The 20,944-nt window shown below is 39.9% G+C and carries 19 protein-coding genes; 8 read left to right on the top strand and 11 right to left on the bottom strand.

Annotated features, from left to right (window positions below; translation table 11 throughout):
• Positions 1-66 precede the first annotated feature (66 nt).
• Positions 67-2,589, top strand: a complete 2,523-nt coding sequence (locus tag OA84_RS07765; RefSeq protein ID WP_039344439.1) for a copper-transporting P-type ATPase — start codon at positions 67-69, stop codon at positions 2,587-2,589.
• Positions 2,590-2,627: 38 nt separating this feature from the next.
• Here the strand turns inward: OA84_RS07765 and OA84_RS07760 are convergent, their stop codons facing one another.
• The 5 genes from OA84_RS07760 to queA all read right to left on the bottom strand — a co-directional run bounded on the left by OA84_RS07760 (position 2,628) and on the right by queA (position 7,462).
• On the bottom strand, positions 2,628-3,605 hold the full coding sequence (locus tag OA84_RS07760; RefSeq protein WP_039344436.1) for a polyprenyl synthetase family protein: 978 nt from the start codon (positions 3,603-3,605) through the stop codon (positions 2,628-2,630).
• Between the two features lie 92 nt (positions 3,606-3,697).
• Positions 3,698-4,573 (bottom strand): hypothetical protein, encoded by an 876-nt coding sequence (locus tag OA84_RS07755; protein ID WP_052252149.1) that lies wholly within the window; start codon positions 4,571-4,573, stop codon positions 3,698-3,700.
• Positions 4,570-5,289, bottom strand: a complete 720-nt coding sequence (locus OA84_RS07750) for a YoaK family protein (protein WP_039344433.1) — start codon at positions 5,287-5,289, stop codon at positions 4,570-4,572. Before OA84_RS07750 ends, OA84_RS07755 begins: the two co-directional genes overlap by 4 nt.
• Positions 5,289-6,323, bottom strand: coding sequence for a 23S rRNA (adenine(2503)-C(2))-methyltransferase RlmN (gene rlmN / locus OA84_RS07745; protein ID WP_039344430.1), 1,035 nt, complete (start codon positions 6,321-6,323; stop codon positions 5,289-5,291). The genes OA84_RS07750 and rlmN overlap by 1 nt, the downstream gene beginning before the upstream one ends.
• Before the next feature lie 89 nt (positions 6,324-6,412).
• On the bottom strand, positions 6,413-7,462 hold the full coding sequence (gene queA / locus OA84_RS07740; RefSeq protein WP_039344427.1) for a tRNA preQ1(34) S-adenosylmethionine ribosyltransferase-isomerase QueA: 1,050 nt from the start codon (positions 7,460-7,462) through the stop codon (positions 6,413-6,415).
• 361 nt (positions 7,463-7,823) lie between these two features.
• Between queA and OA84_RS07735 the strand changes: the two genes are divergently transcribed.
• Entirely contained in the window at positions 7,824-8,372 is a 549-nt protein-coding gene (locus OA84_RS07735) for a hypothetical protein (protein WP_156965050.1), read from the top strand.
• Between the two features lie 68 nt (positions 8,373-8,440).
• On the opposite strand, the gene OA84_RS07730 is transcribed toward OA84_RS07735, so the two are convergent.
• The 3 genes from OA84_RS07730 to OA84_RS07720 all read right to left on the bottom strand — a co-directional run bounded on the left by OA84_RS07730 (position 8,441) and on the right by OA84_RS07720 (position 11,501).
• On the bottom strand, positions 8,441-10,444 hold the full coding sequence (locus OA84_RS07730) for a S9 family peptidase (protein WP_039344421.1): 2,004 nt from the start codon (positions 10,442-10,444) through the stop codon (positions 8,441-8,443).
• A 57-nt stretch (positions 10,445-10,501) separates the two neighbouring features.
• On the bottom strand, positions 10,502-10,981 hold the full coding sequence (locus OA84_RS07725; protein WP_039344419.1) for a PH domain-containing protein: 480 nt from the start codon (positions 10,979-10,981) through the stop codon (positions 10,502-10,504).
• 175 nt (positions 10,982-11,156) lie between these two features.
• Positions 11,157-11,501: a phage holin family protein gene (locus OA84_RS07720; RefSeq protein ID WP_039344415.1), complete on the bottom strand. Its 345-nt coding sequence runs from the start codon at positions 11,499-11,501 to the stop codon at positions 11,157-11,159.
• A gap of 116 nt (positions 11,502-11,617) precedes the next feature.
• Here OA84_RS07720 and OA84_RS07715 point away from each other — a divergent pair, with 116 nt between their 5' ends.
• The 4 genes from OA84_RS07715 (at position 11,618) to OA84_RS07705 (ending at position 15,104) form a co-directional block, all read left to right on the top strand.
• Positions 11,618-13,165, top strand: a complete 1,548-nt coding sequence (locus OA84_RS07715; protein ID WP_039344412.1) for a M20/M25/M40 family metallo-hydrolase — start codon at positions 11,618-11,620, stop codon at positions 13,163-13,165.
• A gap of 173 nt (positions 13,166-13,338) precedes the next feature.
• Positions 13,339-13,776, top strand: a complete 438-nt coding sequence (locus OA84_RS07710; RefSeq protein ID WP_039344410.1) for a DUF6526 family protein — start codon at positions 13,339-13,341, stop codon at positions 13,774-13,776.
• A 35-nt stretch (positions 13,777-13,811) separates the two neighbouring features.
• Positions 13,812-13,976 (top strand): phosphatidate cytidylyltransferase, encoded by a 165-nt coding sequence (locus OA84_RS11320; protein ID WP_084060887.1) that lies wholly within the window; start codon positions 13,812-13,814, stop codon positions 13,974-13,976.
• Positions 13,977-13,979: 3 nt separating this feature from the next.
• Complete coding sequence (locus tag OA84_RS07705) at positions 13,980-15,104, top strand: DNA topoisomerase IB (RefSeq protein ID WP_039344407.1); 1,125 nt, start codon at positions 13,980-13,982, stop codon at positions 15,102-15,104.
• Positions 15,105-15,172: 68 nt separating this feature from the next.
• Here the strand turns inward: OA84_RS07705 and xth are convergent, their stop codons facing one another.
• The 3 genes from xth to OA84_RS07690 form a co-directional block, all read right to left on the bottom strand.
• Entirely contained in the window at positions 15,173-15,949 is a 777-nt protein-coding gene (gene xth / locus OA84_RS07700; RefSeq protein WP_039344404.1) for an exodeoxyribonuclease III, read from the bottom strand.
• 108 nt (positions 15,950-16,057) lie between these two features.
• On the bottom strand, positions 16,058-16,390 hold the full coding sequence (locus tag OA84_RS07695) for a 2Fe-2S iron-sulfur cluster-binding protein (protein ID WP_039344401.1): 333 nt from the start codon (positions 16,388-16,390) through the stop codon (positions 16,058-16,060).
• Positions 16,391-16,430: 40 nt separating this feature from the next.
• A complete protein-coding gene (locus tag OA84_RS07690; protein ID WP_039344398.1) occupies positions 16,431-17,483 on the bottom strand; it encodes an NAD(P)/FAD-dependent oxidoreductase in 1,053 nt (350 codons plus the stop codon).
• A 144-nt stretch (positions 17,484-17,627) separates the two neighbouring features.
• Here OA84_RS07690 and OA84_RS07685 point away from each other — a divergent pair, with 144 nt between their 5' ends.
• Both OA84_RS07685 and OA84_RS07680 read left to right on the top strand, forming a co-directional pair.
• The gene (locus tag OA84_RS07685) at positions 17,628-18,395 is read left to right on the top strand and encodes a DUF3108 domain-containing protein (protein WP_039345877.1); all 768 of its coding nucleotides are present in this window, start codon (positions 17,628-17,630) and stop codon (positions 18,393-18,395) included.
• 118 nt (positions 18,396-18,513) lie between these two features.
• Positions 18,514-20,937 (top strand): DUF5916 domain-containing protein, encoded by a 2,424-nt coding sequence (locus OA84_RS07680; protein ID WP_039344395.1) that lies wholly within the window; start codon positions 18,514-18,516, stop codon positions 20,935-20,937.
• Positions 20,938-20,944: the final 7 nt, after the last annotated feature.

Raw genomic sequence — 20,944 nt, 5'->3', positions numbered from 1 at the left:
TTTCTTCCGTATATTTATAACAGCTTTTCGCGAAAAATGGGGAAATTTGCTTTATAAATTTTAGAAATGGATAAACATCAACATACGCCGCCTTCCGAAAGAATTTCACCAAGTTCCGTTTATTATTGTCCAATGGAATGCGAAGGTGAAAAAGTGTACTTTTCGCCGGGACAACGTTGTCCGGTCTGCAATATGTATCTGGTTCCGATCGAGGAAAGAGCTGATTATAAGGATAAACCGCAAACTTTTTCAAAAACAAATTTACCAGAAAGCTTCCCTGAAAAAATAGGTGACTATTTCTGTCCGATGTTCTGCGAAGGTGATAAAACTTACCCTTCCGATGTTGGCTGTCCCGTTTGCCACATGCATTTGGAGGAAATTACGGAAGAATTGGTTGCTTCTGCCGCGCCGCATTCCCATTCTCACAAGCATATTGAAGAACCAAGCGCTATCCACCAGGAAAATAACGTCGGAAAATATTACTGTCCGATGTTTTGCGAAGGTGACAAACTCTACGATTCTAATGTCGGCTGTCCGGTTTGCGGAATGGACCTCGTAAGAATTCCCGGAAACAACGACGAAGGCGGTGAAGATGATACCTATAAAAACTTAAGGAAAAAGTTTCTGATTGCTTTGGGTTTCTCCATTCCGGTTTTCATTTTATCAATGGGCGGAATGTGGTATGTTTTCCCTTTTTCCGGTCAAACACAGGCTTTTATTGAACTTTTACTTTCCATTCCGGTAATATTTTACGCTGGCTGGTTTTTGATGAAACGCGGCTGGATTTCTTTTAAAACCTGGAATCTTAATATGTTTTCACTGATCGCGTTGGGTTCTGCAGCTGCATTTTTATTCAGCCTTGTTGCGATGTTTTTTCCGGATATTTTACCGCACGAAATCCGGCATGGTGGCAGCATACCACTCTATTTTGAGTCGGTTTGTGTGATTCTGACGTTGGTAATTTTAGGTCAGATGCTTGAAGCGCGTGCGCACCAGAGAACCGGAAAAGCCATCGAAGAACTGATGAATCTTTCTCCAGCTGAAGCAAATTTAATCATTGATAATATTGAGAAAAAAGTGCCACTTTCGGAGGTAAAAATTGGCAGTATTTTGCGTGTGAAACCGGGCGAAAAAATTCCGGTTGACGGTAAGATTACAGAAGGAAATTCAAATGTTGATGAAAGCATGATTACCGGCGAACCCATTCCGGTGGAAAAGAAAAGCGGCGAAATGGTTACTTCCGGAACAATAAACGGAAACGGAACATTTTTAATGAAAGCTGAAAAAATCGGTGCGGACACGTTGCTTTCGCAGATCATTAAAATGGTAAATGACGCGAGCCGAAGCAAAGCGCCAATCCAGAAATTAGCAGACCGAATTTCAAAAGTTTTCGTTCCGACCGTCATTGGAATTTCAATTTTGACTTTTGTTTTGTGGAGAATTTTTGGCGGTGAAAATGCCTTAATTTATGCTTTTGTAAATGCCGTTGCGGTGCTGATTGTCGCATGTCCGTGTGCGCTTGGTTTGGCAACACCGATGTCTTTAACCGTCGGAATTGCAAAAGGCGCAAAAAATGGTATTTTAATTAAAAACGCTGAAGCACTTGAACAGATGCACAAAGTAAACGTGCTGATTACCGACAAAACCGGAACTTTGACCGAAGGAAAACCCAGACTTGATGAAGTGATTTCCGTTGGAAACAGCAACCGTGCACTTATTTTAAAGCTGGCGGCTTCATTAAACCAAAACTCGGAACATCCGCTATCAAATGCGGTTTTGCAGGAATTTAAAAATGAAAAAAGCGATTTTGAAAAAGTTGAAAACTTCGAAAATATTTCAGGTAAAGGTGTAACAGGAAAAATCGGAGGTGAACAGATTCTTTTGGGCAACGCCGCGCTTTTGGAACATTTTAACCTCTCGGTTCCGCAAAATTTGCAGGATCAGGTAGACTCCGGAAAAAGCCGCGCAAAAACCATTTCTTACCTCGCGAAAGGAAATGAAGTTTTGGGAATGCTTGCTTTTTCAGACAATATTAAAGCAAGTTCCAAAAAAGCCATCGATTATCTGCACGAACACAACATCGAAGTGGTGATGATGACCGGTGACAATGAAAATACAGCGAAAGCTGTCGCGGACGAACTCGGTATTAAAACCTATTTCGCGAACTGCCAGCCGCGGGACAAAATGGAGGAAATTAAAAAACTTCAGGCTGAAGGAAAAATCGTGGCGATGACAGGCGACGGAATTAATGACGCGCCGGCTTTAGCTCAGGCAAACGTTGGTATTGCGATGGGAACGGGAACTGATGTTGCTATAGAAAGTGCAGAAATTACGCTTTTAAAAGGCGATATTTTGGGCGTTGCAAAAGCGAAAATTTTAAGCGAAAAGCTGCTAAAAAATATCAAGGAAAATCTCTTTTTCGCCTTTATATACAACACTTTAGGAATTCCTGTTGCAGCAGGATTGCTCTACCCGATTTTCGGAATTTTAATGAGCCCAATGATTGCGGCGGCCGCAATGAGTTTCAGTTCGGTATCCGTAATTTTGAACTCGTTGCGTTTGAATAACGCAGATTTAAAAATTAAGTAAAAAATGCCATTTTAGTGGCGAAAAAATCTTAGAAAGAATTAGAACTTTCTTTCGATGACGTAATTCAGCATGAGTTGCAAAGATTTTTTCGCCTCTGATTCGGGAAATTCTTCCAGGATATCTTTTGCTTTTTGCTGGTATTCTTTCATTTTAATGATTGCGTAATCCAGTCCGCCGGATTTTTTTACGTACTCAATGAGTTCTTTTACGCGTTTGCTGTCGTTATTATAGCGTTTAATCGTATTGAAATAATAGGAACGGTCTTTTTCTGTGGCAGTTCTCAGCGCGTGAATCAGCGGCAAAGTCATTTTCTTCTCTTTAATGTCAATACCGACAGGTTTACCGATAATATTCGAAGTTAAATAGTCGAAAAGATCATCTTTAATCTGGAAAGCCATTCCGGTGTACGTTCCAAATTCGCGCATTTTAGTGGCTAAATTTTCGTCGCTGCTTGTTGATAAAACACCGATTTCACAACATGCAGCAATCAAAGTCGCCGTTTTCTGCCGGATAATTTCATAGTAAATATCTTCGGTAATATCCAGTTTTCTGGCTTTTTCTAGCTGCAAAAGTTCACCTTCCGCCATTTCGCGAATGGTGCGCGAAATTACGGCAAGCAAATCGTAATCTTTATGGTCTGTAGAAAGTAAAACTGCTTTAGAAAGCAGATAATCGCCCACTAAAACAGCTATTTTATTTTTCCATAACGCGTTGATTGAGAAGAAGTTGCGCCGTTTAAAACTTTCGTCCACGACATCATCGTGAACCAAAGTCGCGGTATGAATAAGTTCAATCATCGAGGCGCCACGAAATGATTTTTCATTAACTTCTCCGGTAAGTTTTGCGCACAGAAACACGAACATCGGACGCATCTGCTTGCCTTTGGTCGTTACAATAAACCGCGTGACTTTATCGAGCAGCGCAACATTGCTTTGCATAGATTCATAAAACTTCTGTTCAAAAAGTTTCATTTCCGCATCGATCGGATTCTTAATTTCTGCTACAATATTTGCCACAAATTAGAAGTAAGGTTTTCGCATTTCGTAAGTTCACACAAATATAAATATAAATAAAGAATTTCCTTCATAAACTCCGCGCTGGCGGACATTTATTTTATTTTTTCGTGTGAAATGAAATAAAGGTACGGCTTTGCTTTAAATATTGAAAAAATAAGTTCTTCACCGGCAAGATAAATACCTTTTTCATTAACGGCTAAACCTTCAATCTGCCCAATTTTTAAAGCGCTGCCGAGGTAAAAAGTTTTGGGGTTTTTGTTGAAAAAGATCCCCTGTTCTGTTTCTGAGAAAATTGAAAGAAAAACTTCGGTTTTTTTGGTATAACCCACGAGGTAAAGTCTTCCCGCAAAATACGCAGCGTCACTTACCGTAAAACCTGTATTGAAGCTTTTTATTTTTTGCGCAGGCTGATTTTCAGTAATTTCCGGATTAATGATATAATGCGTTGTCGCTTTTGACTGCCATTCTTTGGTGAAAATATGCAGTTTCCCGTTCAGAAAAATTATCGCTTCCGCATCGAAATTGTTGTTGAGCGGTTTTGGGAAAAAATCCTGCTGTTCGGGGTAAAAAAAGGAAATTTTCTGAACGGAATTTAAAGCTAAAGAATCCGTCACGGGAACTTTATAAATTGCTAAATCTTTACGAGTGCCCTCATTATTACCAAAATCGGCGATATACAGATTTGCAGAATCCGCAGCCAAAGCTTCCCAGTCAATATTTTTGATGTTGGTGGGAAAAACTTTTTTTAGTTTTCCGGAAACTTCATCAATTTCAAATAAATCAGAAGGATTTCCACTGTCGTTTAAAGTAAAAAGCCGTCCGTTAATGAATTCCAGCCCGGAATTTTCTTTCAGCGAATCGGATAAATGTGCAACGCGAAAACGGTTGATTTTTAACCAATCGTATCTTTGCTGCGCTGAAATATTTAAAACACAAAAAAAGGCAATTATAGCGGCAAATTTTTTCATTTCAGTCTGCGGTGCAAAAGCAACATTTTAATTTTAATAAAATCGTATGTCAGACCGCCAAGCAAAATTATTGAGCCGAGGATAAGCGATTTTATTCCGAAACTTTCGAATAAAATTCCGCCGCAGACTCCGCCCGCGAAAAACATCCAGATAATGGTCAGTCGCAAACCGATGGATCTTAGTAATTTTCTTTTGTGGCTTTTGTCTTTGTAGAAAAACAGCTGTGAAAATTCGATGCCCAAATCGGTGAACATTCCGGTTAAATGCGTGGTTCGAACAATCGATTTTGAAATACTTGTAACCAGTGAATTTTGCATTCCCATCGCAAAAAGCAAACTGAATGCGATAACGTCGGGATTTTCACGGATCAAATAGTTTCCGGTGAATGCGATGACCGCGATAATAAAAGCTTCGGTAAGAATTGGAAAAACGTAGGTTTCATTTTCGCGGATTCGGGAATATGTTTCTACCATAAAATTTGCCGAAAAAGCCCCGAAAAAAAAGAAAAAAACGAAAAGGGCAACATGTAAAGCGTTTTGGAAATTCAGCTTAAAAGCTTCGTCCACGAAAAAAGCGAAATGGCCGGTGACATTTGTGGTTAACTTTTGTACTGAAAAAAATCCGACGACATTCACCAAACCGGCAACAAAAGAGAGCAAAGACGCAATCCCAAGATTATGCGCTGGCGTTCTGGTTTTCCCGATGTGCGAAAACATTACTCACTGCTTTTATTAGCAAGTTGTCCGCAGGCAGCATCGATATCACCACCGCGACTTCTTCGTATCAGCACTGTAATTCCGGCTTTTTCCAGCTGACGTACGTAATTTTCTTCTGCGTCTTTATTGCATTGGTCATATTTTCCGTCACCAATTGGATTGTACTGAATGAGATTCACCTTGCTTGGAATCTGCTTACAATATCTGATGAGTGCTTTAATGTCTTCGTCCTGATCATTGATTCCTTTCCAGACACAATATTCAAACGTAATAATATTTCCGGTTTTCTCATACCAATATTTCAGCGAATCCAAAATATCAGTCAGTGGAAATTTATCCGAAAAAGGCATGATTTCGTTCCTTTTTTTCTCAATTGCTGAATGCAGAGAAAGCGCCAGATTTACACGCAGATTTTCATCTGCGAGCATTTTAATCATTTTCGGAATACCGGAAGTGGAGACGGTAATTCGACGCGCAGACATTCCTAAACCTTTGGGATCCGTAATTTTCCGGATGGATTCCACCACATTTTTGTAATTCATCATCGGCTCTCCCATTCCCATAAAAACGATGTTGGAAAGTGGCCGGTCGAAATACAGTTTACTCTGTCTATCGATGAGTGCAACCTGATCTACGATTTCCGCGACTTCCAGATTTCGCATTCTTTTGAGGCGCGCTGTGGCACAAAATTCACAATTCAGCGAGCAGCCAACCTGTGACGAAACACAAGCTGTGGTCCGCGTTTCAGTAGGAATTAGAACTGATTCTACCAAAAGACCGTCGTGCAGTTTTACACCGTTTTTGATGGTTCCATCGGTAGATTTCTGAAGTTGGTCTACGGAAATCGGATTGATGAGATATTCCTGAGCAATGCGGTCGCGTAAATCTTTAGAAAGATTCGTCATTTCCTCAATGGAATGCAGATTTTTGTTCCACAACCATTCATACACCTGTTTTGCGCGAAAAGGTTTTTCGCCTAGGGAAACAAAATATTCCTGCAGTTGGTCGAGCGACAATGTTCGGATATCTTTCAAAATAATTTTTGGTTTAAAATGATAAAATTTTAGATTAAAAACATCGAAATGAATTTAATCTAAAATTTAAATCCTTCATTTACAGCTTCTTACAGAATCAGCATCGCGTCACCGTAAGAATAGAATTTATATTTATGCTTGATAGCTTCTTCGTAAGCGTGCATCAGGAAATCTTTCCCGGCAAATGCTGCAATCATCATCATTAATGTAGATTTTGGCATGTGGAAATTGGTGATCATACAGTTTGCAACACCAAATTCGTGCGGCGGGAAAATAAATTTGTTGGTCCAGCCGTGGTAAGGCCCGATTTTTTTGTTGGAAGAAACTGAAGTTTCAATCGTTCTCATTGTAGTTGTTCCTACAGCGCAAACTCTTCTTCCCTCGGAAACCGCCTTGTTAATGATATCCGCGTTTTTCTGGTCGATAATCGCTTCTTCAGATTCCATTTTATGTTTCGACAAATCTTCAACTTCAATTGGGTTAAAAGTTCCCAAACCAACGTGAAGTGTAACTTCAGCGAAATCAATTCCTTTAATTTCCAGTTTTTTCATCAAATGACGCGAAAAGTGCAAACCTGCAGTTGGAGCTGCAACAGCGCCTTCGTGCTTCGCATAAATCGTTTGATAACGCTCTGCATCTTCTGGTTCAACTTCTCTTTTAAAATATTTCGGAAGCGGTGTTTCGCCCAATTCTTTCAGTTTCGCACGGAATTCTTCGTAAGAACCATCGTACAAAAATCTTAAAGTTCGTCCTCTTGAAGTGGTATTGTCGATAACTTCAGCTACCAAACCTTCGTCTTCCGTGAAAAATAATTTATTTCCGATTCTGATTTTTCGCGCCGGATCCACCAAAACGTCCCAAACGCGAGTTTCTTTATCAAGTTCTCTCAAAAGAAAAACTTCGATTTTTGCGCCGGTTTTTTCTTTATTTCCATACAATCTGGCCGGAAAAACTTTGGTATTATTGAATATGAAGAGGTCTTTTTCTTCGAAATAATCTACGACATCTTTAAATAATCGGTGTTCGATCGTTTGTGTAGCACGGTTCAAAACCATGAGTTTTGCGTCGTCTCTGTGCTCTGCGGGATGTTCTGCCAAAAGTTCTTCGGGCAAATCGAAGTTAAAATCAGATGTTTTCATTTTTTAAATTACGGTTTAAAAATTACTCCGAAATCTCTGGAAATTCGGAGTGCAAATATACGACATTTGAAAGCGGAAGTCAAGCAGCTGAAAAATTCGCAATTATAAAGCTGTTTGAAATTACATAAAACAGAAAAATTTGTTGCTAAAATGGCATTTTTTCCATTTTTAAAATTTAATCAAAGCAACTTTTAGCAAAACCAGAAAAAAAAGGCCGAAATAACACGGAATTTTTTATAGAAAGTTTGATTTTCATTCTTTAAATTTTATTAAATGAAATGGTATAGAAAGCAACATTTTTTAGTTTTACAGCAAATTGGCTTGATAAATGTAAGCGTGTTTAATTATAAAATAGAACATTATGAAAAGATTATCATTATTTATGGGAATGGTCGCTCTGATTTTTCTCACCAGTTGCCGTGACATCGTAAACTCTGTATTAGATGTTTTACCACCATTTGAAGTTCCTTATTCAACTCAGATGACGGTGCCGTTTGCTGCTGTAAGCACCACTTCATATACGAAATCGCCGGAAATTCATATGGATATCAACCTTGATAATGAAATCAAAGCGTACAATCCCAAATATTCAGTGGCAAATTTAAAGTCGGTGAAAATGAGTAAGCTGACTGCAATATATGTAAGTTCTACAGGTGGAACAAAACTGGACGTCATAAAAAACGCGAGAATTTACATTAAAGGAAGCAATCTCCCGGATAAACTTATCGCCACCGTGGAAAATAATATAAATCCAAACGAAATCGTCTTCAATACCAGCGATGTAGAAATCGTGGAATATTTCAGAAGCGACCGAAATTCGTTGGTTATTGAAGTTCAGGGAAGCAAACCTGCCGCTGACCAAATCACGATGAAGTTAGCCGCTGCTTTCAAAGTTCGCGCAGAGCTTTAAAATATCAAAAAAAAAAACTAGAACAAGGGCAAAAAAAAGAAGTTCAGATTTTTCTGAACTTCTTTTTTTTATAATGTTTCTTTCAACCAGGAGAAAAATTCCCGCTGCCAAACCAAGGCATTTTGCGGATGCAAAACCCAGTGGTTTTCATTGGGGAAATAGAGGAATTTCGATTTCAAACCTTTCAGCTGCGCCGCCTGGAAAGCTTCCTGACCTTGCTCATATGGCACGCGGTAATCAATCCCACCCTGAATAATCATAATTGGTGTATTCCACTTATTCACATACTCCGGCTGCGATGGATCGAATTTCGTGTACGCTTTCGGCGTTGGAATGTCGTAAGGCGAACCACCCAAATCCCAGTTCGCGAACCAAAGTTCTTCTGTAGTTAAAAACCAGGATTTCATATCAAAAAGACCGTCGTGTGCAATGAATGTTTTAAAACGGTTTTCGTGGATTCCGGCAAGCATAAAAACGCTGTATCCACCGTAACTTGCACCAACTGCGCCCATTCTGTCACCATCAACATATGGTAAAGTTTTCGCGTAATCAGCAGCTGCAAGATAATCGTCCATCACTTGCCCGCCCCAGTCTTTAGAAATTTCTTCATTCCATTTTGTGCCCCAGCCCGGCATTCCGCGACGGTTTGGCGCTACAATGATATAATCGTTTGCCGCCATCAAAGCAAAATTCCATCTTGTGCTGAAAGTCTGTGTAAGCGCCGATTGCGGTCCACCCTGACAATATAATAAAGTTGGATATTTTTTCGCCGGATCAAAGTTTGGCGGATAAATAAACCACACGCCCATTTCCTTGCCGTCTGTGGTTTTCACCATTTTAAGTTCGGTTTTAGACGGCGTAATTATAGCGTAATTCTCCTTATTAACTTCCGTAACCTGAGTCATAGTGCCTTTTTTAACATCAACATTGAACAGATCCGCATTGTGATTCATGTCGGTTCTGGAAACCAGTAGATTGTTTTTATTTAAGGCATAAATATCATTAACGTCGAAATTTCCCGAGGTAATCTGGGTAATTTTTTGGTTTTTAGGGTTTAATGAGAACAGCTGTTTCGTTCCGCGCCACGGTGTGGTGAAATAAATATTTTTAGAATCTTCGGCCCAGAAAACAGATCCGGCAACGCTTTCATCCCACTTCGAAGTCAGATTCGAAACGCGACCTGATTTCCACTCGAGAATTTTAATATCATTTTTATCAGCTTCATAACCTTCTCTTTCCATGGACATCCAGGACAGATATTTTCCATCCGGTGAAAACTGTGGCGAAACATCATAACCTTTATTGCTTCCTGTCAGGTTTTTTACCGCGCCGGTAGCTACATTATAAGCGAAAATATCGGTGTTTGTAGATTTTGCATATTCTTTTCCGCTCAATGCTTTTGTAACGTAAAGCAATTCTGTAGAATCCGGGCTCCAGACAAAATCTTCGCTTCCACCGAAAGGCCGCTGTGGCGCATCGAAAGTTTTGCCTTCCAGCAAATCTTTAGCAGCTTCCACTTTTTCGGCGGTGTTTACCACAAAAACGTGGTTGTATTTTCCTTCATTAAAATAATCCCAGTGGCGGTGATTCAAATCGGTATAAATTTGCGCTGTGGTTTTCGGCACGTCGTCATATTTATCTTTACCCATCACTTTTTCAACCAAAACTTCTTTGCTGAAAGCGATTTTTTTACCGTCTGGCGAAATCACAATATTGTCGACTTTCCCGATGGTATAAAATTCAGACCAGGTTTTTCCGGCATCTTTAGACAAATAAATTTTGTCGTCTGCTTGTGCATAAATTCCGTTTTTATCCCATTGAATCAGCGATTTTTTTCCTAAGTCAAGATTGGTTGCCTGCGCATTTTTGATGTTTAAAAAGTAATTCTTTTTGTTGGTTTTTTCAGTTTTCAGGTCGGTTTTTCCCACGCTGTAAATTAAAGATGACTGATCCGGCGAAACGGCAGTAACTCCCAACTTATTCAGCGTCCAAAGCGTTTCGGGCGTCATCACATTTTGTGCATTCATAAGAAAAGGCGCAGCAATGGCGATCAAAGTATGTTTTAGTTTCATAAAAAAAGATTTTATTTTCTGCAAAGGCAGACAGACAAAGATAAAAAATTAGCCTGTTTAAGCCGATATTTTTTGAATTTCAGCTACAAACGTTTCGGGATTTTCAGGTGAAAGCATATAAATTTTGCCGCTTTTCAAGGTGATTTTTACTTTTTTGTAAATGTTGGTAACATACCAAACATCGCGGCCGTTGAAGTAACCGAAATAGCCGAACAAACCACCAACACCAAAAGTTCTCAAATTCAGGCCTGTTTTTTTCAGCTCTTCCACGCTTTTAATTTCATTTAAATTAATGACAACCGCACCGAATAAATTTTGAATTAAAATCTGCTCTGACGACAGTGCAATTCTTTTCGGCACAAAAGCATAGGAAATAAATATAACCGCTATAAATACAACAGTTAAAAGCAGCGAAATTGACAGCTTTTGCGGTCTGATAAAAAACGAACTGATGGCCAGCAAGGGCAACAATACAAGCAAAATTATGGTAAGCAATTTGGTGCGGCCGTCCATTTCAGCAGTTTTAAATTCCTTCATTTCTTTTAATTTTTAAAAATATTATCGTCAGGTGTAAAATCCAGGAAAATTCCGGCGTCAAAAAAAGTTGTGCTGAAAAGCAAAAATATCGAGCAAAACAGGGCAAATTTTAAAAATTTACCACGCGGAAGTAAACTCATTATCTGAGATTGATTTAGAAATTTAAAAAAAGCCGCTAATCACCGGAAGAAAATATTCCGCTAACTAAAGAAGTGATGAGCGAAAGCGCGATACTGAAAATAAACGCCCAACCAAAACCATCGATGGTCATTCCCGGAACGAACTTCGCCGCCAGTAAAACTACCAAAGCATTGATGACTAAGGAAAAAAGTCCCAGCGTAAGAATGGTCAACGGCAAACCCAAAATCTTTAAAATGGGCGTTACAATTAGATTTAAAACACCTAAAATCAGCGCAAAAACCAACGCTGTTGAAAATCCGTCAATGTGCACGCCGGTTAAAATCTTGGTTAGAAAAAACGCGACAACCGCCGTTACGAGTAATCTGATAATTAAGTTCATAATCTGTATTTTTTATAAAAATACAAAAATTTTATTTTTAAGTAGCTCAACGATGCTATTTTCTACGGAGAGACAGAATGTAAAAATTTGCTATCTTCATCGGAAAATTATTTTCTATGAAGAATTACGCGAAATTATTCTTGGTTTCAACGGTTTTTGCCGTCGGACTCAATGCGCAGACCAAAGACCAAATGGTAAAATCCATCATGGATGAAACCTACCAAAACTCACAGCTTGAAACTTTAGCTTTTGAACTTTTAGACGGCATCGGACCGCGACTTGTTGGAAGTCCGAAAATGCAGCAGGCGCACGACTGGGCGGTAAAACGTTTTGAAAACTGGGGGATTGCGGCAAAAAATGAAAAATGGGGCGACTGGAAATCCTGGGAAAGAGGAACTTCTTCCATTGAAATGGTTTCGCCGTACGTGAAATCGATTGAAGGGATGCAGCTTGCCTTCAGCCCTGCAACTTCTGCAAAAGGCGTGATCGCCGATGTGATTATGCTTCCGACCTTTAAAGATAAAAGTGAATTCGATCAATGGTTGCCGAAAGTGAAAGGAAAACTGGTAATGGTTTCACAATATCAGCCAACTGGTCGGCCAGACGAAAACTGGAAAGAATTTGCCACGCCGGAATCTTACGAAAAAATGAAGAAAGAAACCCAGGCTGCGGCGGAAGAATGGCAAAAATCCATTACGGCGACCGGCGAAACTTCCAGAACACTGAATGCAAAACTCGAACAAGCAGGCGCGGCAGGAATCCTTTCTTCCTACTGGTCACGCGGTTTTGGTGTGAATAAAATCTTTAATGCAGGCACGAAAAAAATTCCGGTTTTTGATGTTTCACTCGAAGCTTACGGCCAACTTTACCGAATGATTCAGCATGCTACTACTCCGAAATTAAAGTTGGTGGCGCAGTCAAAAGACAAAGGCTCCGCTCCTACTTTCAATACCGTTGCGGAAATTAAAGGAACTGAAAAACCGGATGAATATGTAATTCTATCTGCGCACCTCGATTCCTGGGATGGCGGCACCGGCGCAACTGATAATGGTACCGGAACAATTACCATGATGGAAGTTGCCCGGATTCTGAAAAAATTATATCCAAACCCGAAAAGAACGATTATCGTGGGGCTTTGGGGAAGTGAAGAACAGGGTTTGAACGGTTCGCGCGGTTACGTTTCTGCACACAAAAACGAAATGCCGAACGTGCAGGCGGTTTTTAATCAGGATAACGGAACCGGAAGAATCACGAATATCAGCGGACAGGGTTTCCTTAACGCGTATGATTATATGGGAAGATGGCTGAGCGCCGTTCCACGGGACTTAACCAAAGACATCAAAACCACTTATCCGGGCTTTCCTGGTGGTGGCGGATCGGATCATGCTTCGTTTGTTGCGGCGGGCGTTCCCGCATTTATGCTCGGTTCTTTGAGCTGGGATTACGGCGCTTACACCTGGCACACGAACCGCGATACTTACGACAAGATTGTTTTTGATGATTTGAAAAGCAATGTTGCTACGATCGCCATTTTAACCTATATGGCGAGCGAAGACCCGGAAAAAGCTTATGCAGAAAAAATTAAACTTCCGCTGGACCGTAACGGCGAACCAGCGAAGTGGCCGGAAGTGAAAGAACCTACAAGAAAAGGCGGCTTCGACTAAACCTTTTGCTAAAATATTAAAACCGATGCAAAAAAAAATGCATCGGTTTTTTTTGGCTTTAATTCTAAATTATACCATTTAGCAAAATCCGAAAAAAATGCCCAAATAACACCGAATTTTTCATTAATTCAGGCAAAAGTTAACAATGGTTAATTTTTTGATATGCTTAAAAAATGCAGAATCAAAACTATAAAAACCACAGAAAATTTTACCCGCCGCACCATTTCATTTTTCTTCCGCTGCTGGCTTTTCTGCTGATTTTCGGTGTACGGAAATATTTTACAGATGAAAAAAATGACCTCGTTTGGGCATTATTTTCAATAATTATTTTCCTGTTTATTTATTTGACTTTGATGCTGCGCCAACATTACGCGCTGGGAAACCAAGACCGGATTATCAGAGTGGAATTCAAGCAGCGTTATTTCGAACTGTTTGGTAAAAGTTCTGATGAGGTAGAAAACAAACTTTCGTTCGGGCAAATTGCTGCATTGCGTTTTGCTTATGATGATGAATTTAAAGTGCTTTTAGACAAAGCGCTTTCTGGAAATTTAAGCGGAAATGAAATTAAAAAATCAATCAAAAACTGGCGGCCGGATAACCACAGAGTTTAAATTGAAACATTTATAAACATTAAAAAAATACAATTATGAAAAAGTTTACATTTCTTACATTAGCTGTTTTCGCATTACTTACCTTCACTGGCTGCGACGCCATAGGCACGATTTTCAAAGCCGGAATGTGGTGGGCATTTTTCTTAATCGGTGCTGTTATCGCCATCGTGATTTGGCTACTTACGCGAGGTAAAAACTAAACGATGAACGCAGATATTCCCAGCGTAGATCTTATCGCGAAAATAAGCCCGGCGAAAATCATTAAAATCATGAAAGACCCGGTAAAATCTGCAAAAGCAGTGAAACTGGTGTACTCAAATGATGGCGAAACTCTGGGAATTTCCCGCCGCAAAAGAGGCAAAAATTTCACTTATTTTCTCGGTGACGAAAAGGTAAAAGATAAGGAGGAACTGGAGCGCATAAAAAAGCTCGCAATTCCTCCCGCCTGGGAAGATGTCTGGATTTGTGCTTTGCAGAACGGTCACCTTCAGGCTACCGGAATTGACGCAAAGCGCCGGAAACAATACCGCTATCACCCGGTTTGGAATGCGCTTAGAAATCACACCAAGTTTTACCGGATGCTTCAGTTTGGTGAAACGTTACCAACCATTCGTCTTCAGCTTGAAAAAGATTTGTCACGGAGGAATCTCGACAAAAGAAAAGTTTTGGCTTTGGTGGTGAGTTTGATGGAACGCACGAACATCCGCATTGGAAATAATATTTATGAAAAGCTTTACGGTTCTTTTGGTCTGACGACGCTAAAAGATAAACACGTAAATATTACCGGCCAAAAGATTAAATTTTCTTTTAAAGGTAAAAAAGGTGTTTACCACGACATCGACCTTAAAAACAGAAAACTTGCTATTGCGGTGAAAAACTGCCGCGATATTCCCGGCAAGGAACTGTTCCAATATTACGACGATGACGGTAAACGCCACGCAATAGAAAGCGGAATGGTAAATGAATATATCAAGGAAATAAGTGGTGAAGATTTTACCGCAAAAGATTTCCGAACCTGGTCCGGAACCGTGAACGCGCTGATTGCTTTTAAAGAAATTGAAGCCGCAACTGATCCGGATGAAAAAACGACGCAAAAAGCAAAAATTAAAAAAGCGATTGAACTTGTCGCCTGCGAACTCGGCAATACAAGCACGGTTTGTAGAAAATATTACATTCATCCGCTGATTTTGAATCTGTACGAAAGCTATTCGATTAAAAAATATCTGGACGAACTGGACGAACTTGAGATCGATGACGGAAAATCCGGTTTAACAAAAGAAGAATTGATTGTGATGAAAATTCTGAAAAATGAAAAACCAGGTCTTTAATATAAATCACAAAAATTACCGGTTTTAGCCGGTAATTTTTTTATTTAAATATTTTCATTTACAGCGCTTTAAAAATCGTTTAATTCAATCCAGGTTGGAACGTGGTCGCTTGATTTTTCCCAACCGCGAACTTCTTTATCTATTCCACCATTTTTTAAATGTGGAAGCACCGACGGCGACAGCAAAATGTGATCAATTCGGATTCCGGCATCGCGTTCATAAGCTTTGCGGAAATAGTCGTAGAAAGTATAAATAATTTTGTTTGGAAATAAATAGCGAATTGCATCTGTCCAGCCCTGGTTTAAAACTTCCTGATAAGCTTTTCTAGCTTCGGGAAAAAACAGCGCGTCCTTGATATATTTTTCGGGTTTATAAACATCTTTTTCGGTTGGAATTACGTTGAAATCTCCGCAAATAACCACCGGTTTTCCCGAGCTGATGAGCACTTCTGCCTGCGCGTCAAAATGCTGAAACCAATTCATTTTATAATCAAATTTGGGTCCCGGCGCTGGATTTCCGTTTGGTAAATAAATGCAGACTAAGGTCAGTTTTTCCAGTTGAACTTCCAGATATCGGCTTGCAGCATCATCTTCATTTCCGGGTAAAGCAGTTTTCAGGACTTTTGGTTTTTCATCTTTGGTGAGAATTGCAACGCCGTTCCAGCTTTTTTGTCCGAGCCAAATCGAATGATAACCAGCTTCCAACAACTCATTTTCAGGAAACTTTTCCTGTGGCGCTTTCAGTTCCTGCAGGCAAACCACATCGGGTTTTTCTTGCGCAAGCCATTTTAAAAGGACTGGCAATCTGCCGTTAACGCCGTTTACATTGTAGGTTGCAATTTTCATATTTTGGTGCTTTTCTCAAAATTAAGAAAAGTAATCGAAATGAAAAATGGAATTTCGTGATGGTGTAAAAGCAAAAAAAAATGCCCTTAAAAGGGCAAATTTTTATTTTTATGGATACGGCGCGATCTGAACTTCCAAACCGTCAATCTCATCGGTGATGTGAATCTGACAACCGAGCCTGCTGTTTTGTTCAACGTGAAAAGCTTCGCTGAGCATTGCATCTTCTTCGTCGCCCATTTCCTGTAGGTTTTCGGAACCTTCCAAAACATAAACCTGACACGAGGCGCACATGGCCATTCCGCCGCAAACGCCGATTGTTCCTTCTTCTGCAAGTTCATACGAGCGGATAACTTCCATTAAATTCATAGACATATCAGTTGGTGCTACAACTTCATGAATATCGCCATTTCGGTCGGTAATTTTTAGCGTGATATCTTGCATTTTTTTTTGGAAAATTTAATTAAATGAAAAAAAGGCTGAATTAGTCGATTTTTTTTACAACTGCTTTTTCAGCTTCTTTTCGGCTTCCGTCGAAACCATCAATTCCGCTGACTGTTGTATATTTCAAAACGAATTTTTTGCCTGGATTCAGCATGTTGTAGACACTTTGACACATCAAAGTTGCTTCGTGAAAACCGCACAGAATAAGTTTAAGTTTTCCCGGATAGGTATTGACGTCGCCGATGGCATAAACACCAGGAATATTGGTTTGATAATCCAAAGCATTATTCACTACAATTGCGTTTTTTTCGATCTCCAGACCCCAGTTTGCGATATCGCCCAATTTCGGTGTAAGACCGAAAAGCGGAATAAAATAATCGGTTTCAAGGTCGAAAATTTCTCCGTCTTTTTCCACGGTAATTGCGGTTAATTTTCCGTCGCCTTTCAGGCCACGAACTTCTGCAGGTGTCACCATGTGAATTTTCCCCTGATCTTTCAGCGCTTGCACCTTTTCTACAGAATCCAAGGCGCCGCGGAATTCATTTCTACGGTGAATTAAAGTAACTTCACTCGCAATGTCGGTTAAAAAGATGCTCCAATCCAAAGCCGAATCTCCGCCACCGGCAATTACGACTTTTTTATTTCGGAAATGTTCGGGTTCTTTAATGAAATATTCAACACCATTTTCTTCATAATCTGCCAAGTTGTCCAGTACCGGTTTTCTTGGCTCAAAAGTACCGAGACCACCAGCAATTGCAACTGCCTTAGCGTGGTGTACCGTTCCTTTATTGGTAATGACTTCAAAAGTGCCATCTTCCAGTTTAGTAAGCTTTTGCGCAGTTTCACCTAAAGTAAAACCTGGCTGAAATTGCTTAATTTGCTCCATTAAATTATCCACCAATGCGCCGGCATTAATGGACGGAAATCCGGGAATATCAAAAATGGGTTTTTTCGGGTAAAGTTCAGTTAACTGGCCACCAGGCTGTGGAAGTGCGTCGATGATATGACATTTTAATTTTAGCAAACCGGCTTCGAAAACTGCAAAAAGTCCTGTGGGACCAGCTCCTATAATCAATATATCAGTTGTAATCATTAAAAATATTTTTTTAGAGAATAATTGTGCAAATTTACGAAAAATTAAAAGATTTGTAAATGCCCGCCGATGAATAATTTCACAGAACTACGCTACCAAAAGGCATTTTCTGCAGTATGGCAAATATTTTGCAAAAGCATGACCATGAAAAAGATTTTTTTGCTGTCTGCACTTCTGTTCCTTACACAGATTTTCGGACAAAAACTCAATAATATTCAGACCGGCGAAGTGCTGAAATACAGAATTCACTACGGACCGCTGAACGCCGGAACGGCAACTTTAACCACATTAAAAACCACTTATTTAGGCGAACCCCACTTTTACGTAAAAGGCTACGGAAGGACAACCGGTGCGGTGCGGGCTTTCTTTAAAGTTGAAGATAATTACGAAAGTTTTATCAACTACAATACCGGTTTGCCGAGTTTTTACGTTCGAAACGTAAAAGAAGGAAACTACACACAGCATTACGAAACGGTTTTTAATCATAAAAACCAGACGGTTTTGCTTACCGATAAAGAAAAAAACAAAACTACGGTAGAAAAATCGGTGAGGGGAATTCAGGATATGTTGTCCGCGTTTTACTATCTGCGAAGTCTGGATCAGGACGAACTGAAAGTGGGCACCATCAAAAAAATGAATATTTGGATTGATGATGAAATGTTTCCGTTTCAGCTAAAAGTTGTAGGAACTGAAAATATTAAAACCAAATTTGGTTATATCAACAGCTTGAAAATTATTCCCCAGGTAATGAGCGGCCGCGTTTTCAAAGATAAAGAAGGTGTTACATTGTACGTCAGCAATGACCGTAACCACGTGCCACTTTCTATAAAAGCTGAACTTGTGGTAGGTTCTTTAGTGGCAGCCATCGATTCTTTCCATAAAGTGAAATATCCGTTGAACTTCACGAAATAAAACATAAATAATTTAGCTAAAATAAAAAAAACGGTCTTTTAACCGTTTTTTTTTGTGAAAAATATAAAGCTGATGTAACAAAAACGGTTTCGCGGTTGTCTTATCACTAAAACAAACCATGAAGCTAACGAGTGCCACCATTTTTCTCTTCTTATCTTTTGCCGGCGCGCACGCACAAACCGTAAAAAACGACAGTATCAGCCGGAAAAAAATCCAGATTACCAGAATTGATCAGCCTATAAAGATCGATGGACACCTGGACGAAGAAGTTTGGAAAAATGCCGCTGTAGCACGGAATTTTGTTGAATTTCAACCAAAAAACGGAAACCCTGAAGCACATGAGTTCCGTACGGAAGTTCGTGTTTTGTACGACGATACTGGTATTTATTTCGGTGCTAAAATGTACGATCCGGAACCAAGTAAAATAGCAAAAGAACTGGTAGAACGGGACAATGTGGGAAATGATGACTTTTTCGATGTGGTTATTAATGGCTACAACGACCACCAGCAAAGTCTGGAGTTTATCATAATGCCGAGCGGCGTGCAGTTCGATGCGAAAATGACCAACGATTACGGCGAAGATTCTAACTGGAGCGCCGTGTGGTACAGCGGCACAAATATCGACGATGAAGGCTGGACAGCCGAGCTGAAAATTCCCTACTCCGAGTTGCGTTTTCCGAAAAAGGATATTCAGGAATGGGGATTGAATTTCGTTCGCCTCATTAACCGGACAAAAGTAAAATCCACTTGGAATTTCATCGATAATAAAAAAGGTTCTTTTCTGCTTTACGACGGCGTGCTGCAAGGAATTGAAAACATTCAGCCGCCGCTCCGACTCTCCTTTCTTCCCTACTTTTCGACTTATTTAAATAATTTCGACGGCAAAACTTCCACCATTGTGAATGGCGGAATGGATGTGAAATACGGGATTAATGATGCTTTTACTTTGGACACCACTTTAATTCCGGATTTTGGACAAACTGCTTTTGATGACAATATTTTAAATTTAGGCCCTTTTGAGCAGCAATTTTCCGAAAAACGCTCCTTTTTCACGGAAGGAACGGAACTTTTCAGCAAAGGAAATCTCTTCTATTCGCGTCGTGTAGGCGATTATCCGTCGAGATATCCGGAATTGAGTGAGGACGAAACTTTAGTTGAAAACCTACAGAAAGTAAAGTTACTGAACGCGACAAAAATTTCCGGACGTACAAATAAAGGTTTGGGAATCGGTTTCTTTAATGCAATCACGAAAAAAACAGAGGTTGACATTAAAAATAATGTTACCGGCGAAATCCGCACAGAAACAGTAGAACCTTTGGCCAACTACAACGTATTTGTTTTCGACCAGCGTTTTAACGGCAATTCCTCGGTTTCCTTAATCAATACCAATGTTACCCGCGCCGGCGATTTCCGCGATGCTAATGCCACGGCTTTTTTGGTGGATTTAACCGACAAAAAAAATAAATACAATTTTTCCGGTGCCGTGCGAGGTAGTTATGTTAGGGACGGCAACAGCGACTTTGGAACAAACATTAACGCCGGTCTCGCAAAAATTTATGGCAAAAGCACTTATCAGGCTGGTTTTCAGGCGGTTTCGAAAGACTACAACATCGATGATTTGGGCTACACCGGCCAAACCAATTATGTTCGATATAGCGGAAATTACGGTTACCGTATGTTACAGCCATCGAAAAATTTTAACAATATAAATCTGAACATCAATATTAATTATGCCCGAAGACTTGAAACGGATTTATTTAAATCGTTTGAAATTCACAACAGCATTGGTTTTCAGGATAAAAAGTTCCGGAACTTCGGTGCAGGTTTGCTCTTGACACCGAACGGCGAAAATGATCTGTATGAGCCGCGCGTTTTCGGAAAATACCTTTATGTTCCGGCGTTTATCAATCCCTGGATTTGGTTTAATTCCGACAACCGCAAAAAATTCACCTACAATTTCAGCGTTGATTATTACGCGTACGACCAAACCGGCAGATATCGCCTGAACAATGACCTTGGAATAAATTACCGGCTAAATGACCATTTTTCTTTGAATTACAATGCCAACGTTCAGCTGAGCAATCAGGAACAGGGTTTTGCGGGTGAAAATCTGGGCACCATTTACATCGGAAACCGAAACCGAAGTACGGTAATTAATGGTTTATCATCGAAATATACCATCAACAATAAAATGGCGCTGACCTTCAGTTTAAGACATTATTACACCGAAGTGAATTACACGAAATTCGGCACTTTAGAAGAAAACGGGCTTGTAACACCTGTTGATAATTATTCGAAAAATAACCAAACCTACAATTCCTGGAATGTTGATATGCGCTATTCCTGGTGGTTTGCGCCAGGCAGTCAGCTGACTTTGTTGTACCAAAATGCCGCTCAAAACTATCTGGATTATTCCAGAATAAATTTCGGCAAAAACTTCAGTAATTTATTTAATGAACCCATGAACAACACGCTCAGTTTAAAAGTTTCTTATTACATCGATTATAATCAGGCGAAAAACTGGTTCAAACAGAAAAGCTAAATTTCTC

It is taken from the genome of Kaistella solincola (genome assembly GCF_000812875.1).
GTDB lineage: Bacteria > Bacteroidota > Bacteroidia > Flavobacteriales > Weeksellaceae > Kaistella > Kaistella solincola.
This window is presented reverse-complemented; position numbering and strand designations above follow the sequence as displayed.